Annotated in this window: 6 protein-coding genes and 1 pseudogene; 5 read left to right on the plus strand and 2 right to left on the minus strand. The window is 65.9% G+C overall.

Annotated elements, in window-relative coordinates:
• Positions 1-471 (minus strand): annotated as a pseudogene (locus ACWD4J_RS40635) (DUF6056 family protein); the annotation flags it as partial.
• 172 nt (positions 472-643) lie between these two features.
• The gene (locus ACWD4J_RS40640) at positions 644-2,260 is read right to left on the minus strand and encodes a glycosyltransferase family 2 protein (RefSeq protein ID WP_451400583.1); all 1,617 of its coding nucleotides are present in this window, start codon (positions 2,258-2,260) and stop codon (positions 644-646) included.
• A gap of 332 nt (positions 2,261-2,592) precedes the next feature.
• On the opposite strand from ACWD4J_RS40640, the gene ACWD4J_RS40645 reads away from it, so the two are divergent.
• The 5 genes from ACWD4J_RS40645 to ACWD4J_RS40665 all read left to right on the plus strand — a co-directional run bounded on the left by ACWD4J_RS40645 (position 2,593) and on the right by ACWD4J_RS40665 (position 7,229).
• On the plus strand, positions 2,593-4,647 hold the full coding sequence (locus ACWD4J_RS40645; protein WP_451400584.1) for a N,N-dimethylformamidase beta subunit family domain-containing protein: 2,055 nt from the start codon (positions 2,593-2,595) through the stop codon (positions 4,645-4,647).
• A gap of 64 nt (positions 4,648-4,711) precedes the next feature.
• Positions 4,712-5,134 carry a hypothetical protein gene (locus ACWD4J_RS40650; protein WP_451400585.1) on the plus strand — a complete coding sequence of 141 codons (423 nt, stop codon included), beginning with the start codon at positions 4,712-4,714 and terminating at the stop codon, positions 5,132-5,134.
• Between the two features lie 39 nt (positions 5,135-5,173).
• Positions 5,174-5,539, plus strand: a complete 366-nt coding sequence (locus ACWD4J_RS40655; RefSeq protein ID WP_451400586.1) for a hypothetical protein — start codon at positions 5,174-5,176, stop codon at positions 5,537-5,539.
• Between the two features lie 90 nt (positions 5,540-5,629).
• Positions 5,630-6,475, plus strand: a complete 846-nt coding sequence (locus ACWD4J_RS40660) for a tachylectin-related carbohydrate-binding protein (protein WP_451400587.1) — start codon at positions 5,630-5,632, stop codon at positions 6,473-6,475.
• A 97-nt stretch (positions 6,476-6,572) separates the two neighbouring features.
• Positions 6,573-7,229 (plus strand): acyltransferase, encoded by a 657-nt coding sequence (locus ACWD4J_RS40665; RefSeq protein WP_451400588.1) that lies wholly within the window; start codon positions 6,573-6,575, stop codon positions 7,227-7,229.
• The last annotated feature ends 101 nt before the right edge of the window (positions 7,230-7,330 follow it).

The following is a 7,330-nucleotide window of genomic DNA, read 5'->3' on the forward strand; positions in this document are numbered from 1 at the left end:
CGCCGCCACCCGCTGCCCACGCCTACGCGCCGCAAGACCGCCCCACAACGCAGCACAGGCCAAAACCGGCGGCAACGTGTGCGACTCATTGGCCGCCGCGAAATAGAAGGTCTGATACGTGTTCTCGCTGCCGAGCAGGAAGAGCACCGTGACCGTGGCGGCCGCAAGCAGCGGCAGACCACGCGGCCCGCCGAACCCCATGACCCGCCAGATCCGCCGCGCCAGCGCCCACAGCACGGCCACGGTCACCACGGCACTCACAGCCGGAAAGAGCCGCAGACCGAGCACACCGAAAGCGCTGTACGCCTCCACGATCAGCGCGTTGAAGAGACGGCCGTTCTGGAAGTTGTAGAACTTGTCCACGACCGTGCCCGTGCCCTCATCGCGTACATACGACAGAAAGCACCACTCGTCGGCGCTCGGACGCACCTCGATCCCCAGCACACACGCCACACCGAGCAGCAGCAGCACGCACCCGGCCAACAACCCCACTCCACGCCCCAACAGGCGGGTGAAGCCCTCATCTCGGGCCTGCGGGACGGAACCCGGGAGCGTTTGCTGCGGGATCGATCCTCGTACGGATGTCCCGGCCGCCTGGGACACGGTCCGGCTCCTCGGAGCGGACTCGGCACTGTTCCGAGCCCTAACCACGAATCAGCCGCCTCAACCGACGGGCCGCAGCGCTGCGCAGCCGGATCGGGGCGGCGGACACGACCAGTCGGCCCTTCGCATCGGACCGCGCGACGACAGTGCAGGGCCGGCAGCGGATCCACCGGCGCCGGGGCGGCATCAGCCCGGCCCCGTCGGCCACCAGGGCCGTGCGCTCCACACCCGCCATACGAACCCGAAGGACAAGGGTGTGTTCGGACTTCCTTGCGGTCCAGGGGATTTCCACGTCGATCTCCGTCCCCACGCCGTCCGCCGGCCGACGGAGCGCGATACGGGTCCGGGCCGGCGCCTCGTCGACGGCGACCGAGGCGACTCTCTGACCGGCCAGCTCAGCGAGGTTCTCCAGGGAACTCAGCGCCCGCATCCGGAGGATGAGCGGCCCCCACCGCTTCCCCTCGGCGGCCAGTGAACGGATCTCCAGGCACTGTCCGGCGGCCCGCTGCGCGATCGTCCTCGTGACGTCGAAGACGCTGTCGGGGAGCGAGCGTTCCGGGTCGCGGAAGGCGGGGTAGTCCGCGTACACGCGATCGCCTCGCGCGGTGAAGGGCACGCGCCCCTTGTCGTCCTCGTGGGCGATGGCGGCCCGCAGCCCCGCCACGTCCCCCGCGCGCACGTGCGCGAGCCGCACCCGGCGACGTACCTCCAGCCGCCGTTCGACCGCCTCGTCGAAGTACCGCTCCAACAGCGCCCCCAGCCCCTCGACGACCTGTTTCTGCACGCTCTCCTGCAGATCGAGGAAGCCGGAGCGCAGCATCTCCTCGGCCTCGACGTGGAAGTGCCGCACGTTCATGTTGGTGCGGCAGGCGCTGCCCGGCTCGGTGAACCGCTCGGTGACGGCCATCGCGGCCCTCAGACCGCGCAGTCTCTCCAGCGGCGGGGACGACAGGGTGAGGTTGCTCAGGTCCTCCCTGCGGACCGAGAAGTAGTAGTCGTAGTCCGCGAGTACCGAGATACGGCGTGCGCGGAACAGCGCTTCGAGCGTGAACGGCTGGTCCTCGAGGATGCTCACGTCCTCCGGAAAGCGGAGACCGTGCTCCGCCACGAGGGAGCGGCGGAAGAGCTTGGTGTTGGACAGGGCCCAGCACAGGCGCCAGTCGCTGAGCGGCACCTCCGCCCGGGTTCTGGCGAACACGGCGTCGGCCACCTTCCTGCCGCCGACGCCCACCATCTTCACGTACACGACATCCGACGCGTTGGTGTCGGCGCTGTCCACCATCCGCTCCAGGGCCTCGGGGCCGAGGTGGTCGTCCGCACCGAGGAAGAAGACATAGCGGCCGACGGCCGAATCCAGGCCGCGGTTGCAAGGACTCGCGGGCCCACCTGAATTGGGCTGGTGGCTGACCTTGAAGAGTCCCGGGTACAGCGACGCGTACCGTTCCAGCTCCTTCTCACTGCCGTCCGTCGAACCGTCGTCGACGGCGATCACCTCCATCCGTGCGTGCCCGATGGACTGCCCTGCCAGCGAGTCCAGGCACCGGGTGAGGTACGGCATGGTGTTGTAGACCGGAACGATCACGCTGACGTCGCACGACGGCACAGCGCTGTCCGGTCCGCGCTCGCGTCCGCGTTCCGCGCCGTTCGCACTCTTCATGTCGCGCTGACTCCTCTCGTCACCCTCAGTCGGTAAACGAGCGGTGCGGCGGATCGCTACGACGCCCGGCGGACAGGGCAGCGGGCCCAAAGACGCCTGACGTTCATCGGTAAATCCCTTTAATGCTCACCGCATTACGGAAAATTACGGAATACGAATGGCTCAACCCCAATTCAGATGGCTCAATTCCAACGCGAAGGGGTTAAACCAGAACTGCGAATGGCTCAAGCCTCGCCCCAATGAGACGCGTCGGTTCTTGCACGCCCAACACAAGCCCAACAAAATCAGGCATCCACCGCGGCCACCCAGAGTAGACATCGAGGTTGAAACTCATGAGCTACGACCCCCAGCAGCGCTTCCTGAGTTTCGTACCCGGCGGCAACGGCATCATTTACGCGATCCAGGCCGACGGCGATCTGTACTGGTATCGTAATACGGGCTGGCCCGACGGTTCTGCCACCTGGGCCAATAATGGCGTCGGTCGACTCATCGGCACCGCATGGCAGCAGTTCCGCATCGTCGTGGCAGCCGCCGACGGACAGATTTTCGCGGTCCGTCCGAACGGGGATCTGAAGTGGTACCAGTACATTCTGACGAACCCGGATACCGGCGAGGGGAACTGGCACCCGTCAAGCGGCGTCCGGATCGGTAACGGGTGGAATTTTCCGCGCATCATCGGCGGATGGAACAACGTCCTCTACGGGCAGGACGAAGAGGGCAACCTGTTCTGGTACAAATACACCGGCACCGGCGGCGTACGCAGTTGGGCACCGAATTCCGGTGCGAAGATCGGTTACGGCTTCAAGTCGTTCACCTATCTTTTCGCCGACCCGAACGGGGTCATTTTCGCGATCAATGCGGCCAGCGGCTCGCTCTTCTGGTATCGCTATCTCGGCACGGACGGGTCGCCGACCTGGGCGAACAACGGCGCCGGCATCAACCTCGGAATTCTGGTCGAATACTACCAGCAGGCGATTTTCTCGAACGGCTCTGGCACCATCTACCGGGTCAGACTGAGCAACACCAATCCGCCCGGTCCTGACACCGACCTCATGTGGTATCGCCTACAGAACTCCGAGACCATCGACACGGATGGTATCCAGTGGTTCAACAACAAGGTCGGCCTTCTGGTCGGCTCTGGTTTCACCAGTCAGTGGTCGGGGGCGCTACAGGGCTACCCGAGTTCGGTGTCCAATGTGCAGGGCGCCACCGTCGGAATTCAGGTTTCCACGACCTTCTCGTCGTACACCTCTTCCACGGTGCGCCTGGCGCCCGCCACCGGTGCACCGGTGCAGGTCACCCCTCCCGTCACCCAAGCGGGGAAACTCCAGCTGCTGCAGGCCAACTATCGCAGCGCGGGCTGCGGGTGGGGCGAGTCGTTCACGATTCCCACGACCCCGGCTTCGAGCTTCCCCTCGGGTATCTACGCCTCGCTATTGAAATCCCCGTATCTCGGCGAGTACTACGTGATGTTCGTGGTGCGGCCGCCCACGCCGCCCGCCGCCGCCGCCCAACGGGTCGCCGTCCTGGTGCCCACCAACACCTACAACGCCTACAACTACTGGGGCGGACACAACCAGTACACGAGCGGTCAAGTAGGCGTGCAGCGCACCATCACGCTGCAGCGCCCCAATATGGGGCTCGAACTGGGGCATACCTATGTGACCGCACCCGGAATCATCGACCGCCGGCTCTACTCGGATCTGCTGCTCCTGCGCTGGATGACCTCGGCGGGCATCCCTTTCGACTGCTACAGCGACGGCGATCTGGATGCGACCGGCGCCACCTGGCTGCGGACCGCGAATTACAGAGGGCTGGTGCTGACCACTCACCCCGAATATTTCACGGAGACCGCGCGGACAAACGTGGCCAACTACCGGACCGCCGGCGGTCGCATCATCTACTTGGGCGGGAACGGCATCTACGAGGAGGTGCAGTACCCCTCGACCCAGGCGATCACCTATCGGCGGCCCGACGGTACCCGGAATCTCTTCAGAGAGGACGGACAGCCCGAAACGGATATCCTGGGGGTAGGTTTCTACTCACCGTCGTACAACACCTTTGCGCCGTACCAGGTGAAAAGCGCTCATCCCTTCCTGAACGGAACCGGCCTTTCGGTGGGCAGCACCTTCGGGGCAGTCGGCTACAGCGGCCCGGCCAGCGGCTTCGAAATCGATGTGCTGGGGGGTAGTGCGACGTCCCAAGCCGTGCTCATCGCCAAGGGCCTCAATTCACCGACCGGCGGCGACATGATCTATTGGGCCACGCCCAATACCACCGGCGGCTGGGTGTTCACAGCCAGCTCCCAGACCTTCAACGGCGCTGTGCCGTACGACGCCGCGATCCGGAAAATCCTGCAGAACGTGTTCGCGGCAGCAGTGGTTTAGGGCGATCGCCTACGCGGCCGCTCCCGCGGCGTGTCCGTTCCCACGTAGAAGGAGAGGAGAGAACATGCCCGAGATTTCGCGTCGCACCCTGCTGGTGGGCGCCGCGACCGTGCCGATCGCACTGACCCTCCCCGGTCCGGTCGCCTGTGCCACACCCGCTCGAAAGCAACCGTTTCCGACCAACGCCTGCGGAAACCTCGGCAACACGCGGGTCTGCGTCTCCGCACAACAAGTCCTGGATGTGACAGGCCTCCAGTACCACATCACGAACAACGGCGACACCACCGCGAGCTACACGGTGTCGTACACGGATATGGAGGGGGGTCCTGAATCCGAGCCACGCACAGTATCGGTGGAGCCCGGGGAGACTGCGATCGGGGATTTCTACGGAAATCTTCAGACCTGTTTCACGCTACATACCTGCCGGACAGGCGGCGATTGCATCGACCTCGGGCCCGTTTGCGCCGAATTCGTATCCGGGGTGTAGATCCCGAACACCCTCCTCACCGGAAGAAAGTCAACGGACATGCGGAAATTCCCCGTACTCGCATTGGCGCTTCTTGGCACAGCCTTTCCTGTCACACCCGCCGACGCCGCCGCCAACACGCTCTGCAACCAGGACGGTGTGGCCGAATTGTGTGTGACCGCGGAGACGGTCAATGACGTGGTGGGCCTCAACTACGACGTGGAGCAGCAGGACGGCCCCGGCAGTTACCAGATCAGCTATGTGGATCTGAACAACGGCTTCACCTCCGCCACGCAGGACGTCGGCCCGCTGCGCTACCAGCGGCACGGATTCGGCACGCTGTTCGGCGAATTGGGGCACTGCTTCCGGGTGATCCTGACCAGCACTGCGGGCACGACCCTGACCGCGCAACCGCTCTGCGCATAGCACTTCGGCGATCCCAGCACCATCGTGGAGAATCCAATGCCCCAAAGCGACAGAACACGACGCACATCCCGCTTCAGATGGAGTGCGCTCGTGGCCGCCCTGTGCACGCTCATCGCTCCAGGCGTACCCGCCCACGCCGACCGTGCGGTCACCTTCGCCTGCACGACTCCAGCGGTGAGCAATTACCACGTGGACGGCAACGGCCAACTGCGGCGCTGGGCCGACAACGCCCCGCTCACCGGGAACGGTTCGTGGAACCAGGCAGTGATCAGTACGTCGTGGAATGCCACGAAGACGTTCTCCGGTGGCGACGGGGTGATCTTCACCATCAGCCCCGCCGGCGACCTGTTCTGGTTCAAGGACAACAACTACAACGGCACAGGCGGGGCCACGGACCTCGGCAGCGGCAAGAAGATCGGTTTCGGCGGATGGGACGCGTACACCACTGTCATCGGCGGTGGTGACGGTGTGATCTACGCGGTGACCCCGGACGGAAGGCTGTTCTGGTACCGGTACCTGGGAACAGCCGGCGAGCTCAGCTGGGTGCAGTTCACCGGGCGCCAGATCGGCACCGGATGGAACAGCCTCCAGCGCATCGCCGCCAGCGGAAACGGCGTCCTGTACGGCGTGACGACGAACGGCCTGCTGCGTTGGTACCGCCACCTGGGCGCGAGCACGGGAACTGCCACCTGGGCCAACAACGGCGCGGGACTGACGATCGGAAGCGGGTGGGGCGGGTTCACTCACCTTGCCTCCTTCGGTGCCGGTGTTCTGCTGACCCGGAACAGCACAGGGACACTCTTCTGGTACCGCCATCTGGATCCGCTGGGAGGCGGCGTCACCTGGGCCAATGACGGGGTGGGCGTGGCTCGGGGCACGGGTTGGAACGACAATGCGCTCGTGACTGACGTGACCGGCTGCAGAGCCACTCCCTGAGAATGCGCTGATCGCGGGGTGCGGGGCCTTCTGGATCGTCGAAACTATCGGGCAGAAGGCCCCGCACCCCGTGCCCTTGTGGGTCGTTCCACAGCACATGAGGCAGAACAGCGATACGCGGCCGGCGCCGATCCGGGCCGCAGCCGGGGCGCAGATCGACGAGTCGGCCGCGGTGGGCCCCGGCACCAGCGTGTGGGAGCTCGCCCAGATCCGCGAGGGGGCGGTGCTCGGCGAGGACTGCGTGGTGGGCCGGGGCGCCTACGTGGGCCCCGGCGTCCGCATCGGCGACCGGGTAAAGATCCAGAACCACGCCCTGGTCTACGAGCCCGCGGAGCTCGGCGACGGAGTCTTCGTCGGCCCCGCCGTCGTCCTGACCAACGATCACAACCCGCGCGCTGTGGGCCCCGAAGGGCGGCTCAAGCGCAGTGGCGACTGGGAACCTGCGGGGGTCACGGTCGCCGAGGGTGCGTCGCTCGGCGCGCGCTCGGTGTGCGTGGCCCCCGTCCGCATCGGCCGGTGGGCGATGGTGGCGGCGGGCGCCGTGGTCACCCGTGACGTGCCGGACTTCGCTCTCGTTGCCGGCGTTCCGGCCCGGCGCGTCGGCTGGGTGGGCCGTGCGGGCCTACGGCTGCGTGAGATCCCCGGCCCGGCCGGGATCTGGCAGTGCCCGAGCACCGGTGTGCTGCACGCGGAGAAGGACGGCGTCCTCAGGGAGGTCCAGGACGCGTCAGCCGCAGCGGCCTTCCCCCGGTAGTACTCCTCTAGGGCGCGTATCGAGTCGTGATCAATGGGTGGTCCGGGTGAGGTCTTTGAGCCAGATCATCGAGGCGCGCAGGTGGAGTCCGGCGAGATAGC

The organism is Streptomyces sp. NPDC002577 (assembly GCF_053594815.1).

Excerpts from the sequence above, each read along its gene's own strand:
- ACWD4J_RS40640 (WP_451400583.1), bottom strand. The coding sequence starts at position 2,260 with ATGAAGAGTGCGAACGGCGCGGAACGCGGACGCGAGCGCGGACCGGAC.
- ACWD4J_RS40645 (WP_451400584.1), top strand. The coding sequence starts at position 2,593 with ATGAGCTACGACCCCCAGCAGCGCTTCCTGAGTTTCGTACCCGGCGGC.
- ACWD4J_RS40650 (WP_451400585.1), top strand. The coding sequence starts at position 4,712 with ATGCCCGAGATTTCGCGTCGCACCCTGCTGGTGGGCGCCGCGACCGTG.
- ACWD4J_RS40655 (WP_451400586.1), top strand. The coding sequence starts at position 5,174 with ATGCGGAAATTCCCCGTACTCGCATTGGCGCTTCTTGGCACAGCCTTT.
- ACWD4J_RS40665 (WP_451400588.1), top strand. The coding sequence starts at position 6,573 with ATGAGGCAGAACAGCGATACGCGGCCGGCGCCGATCCGGGCCGCAGCC.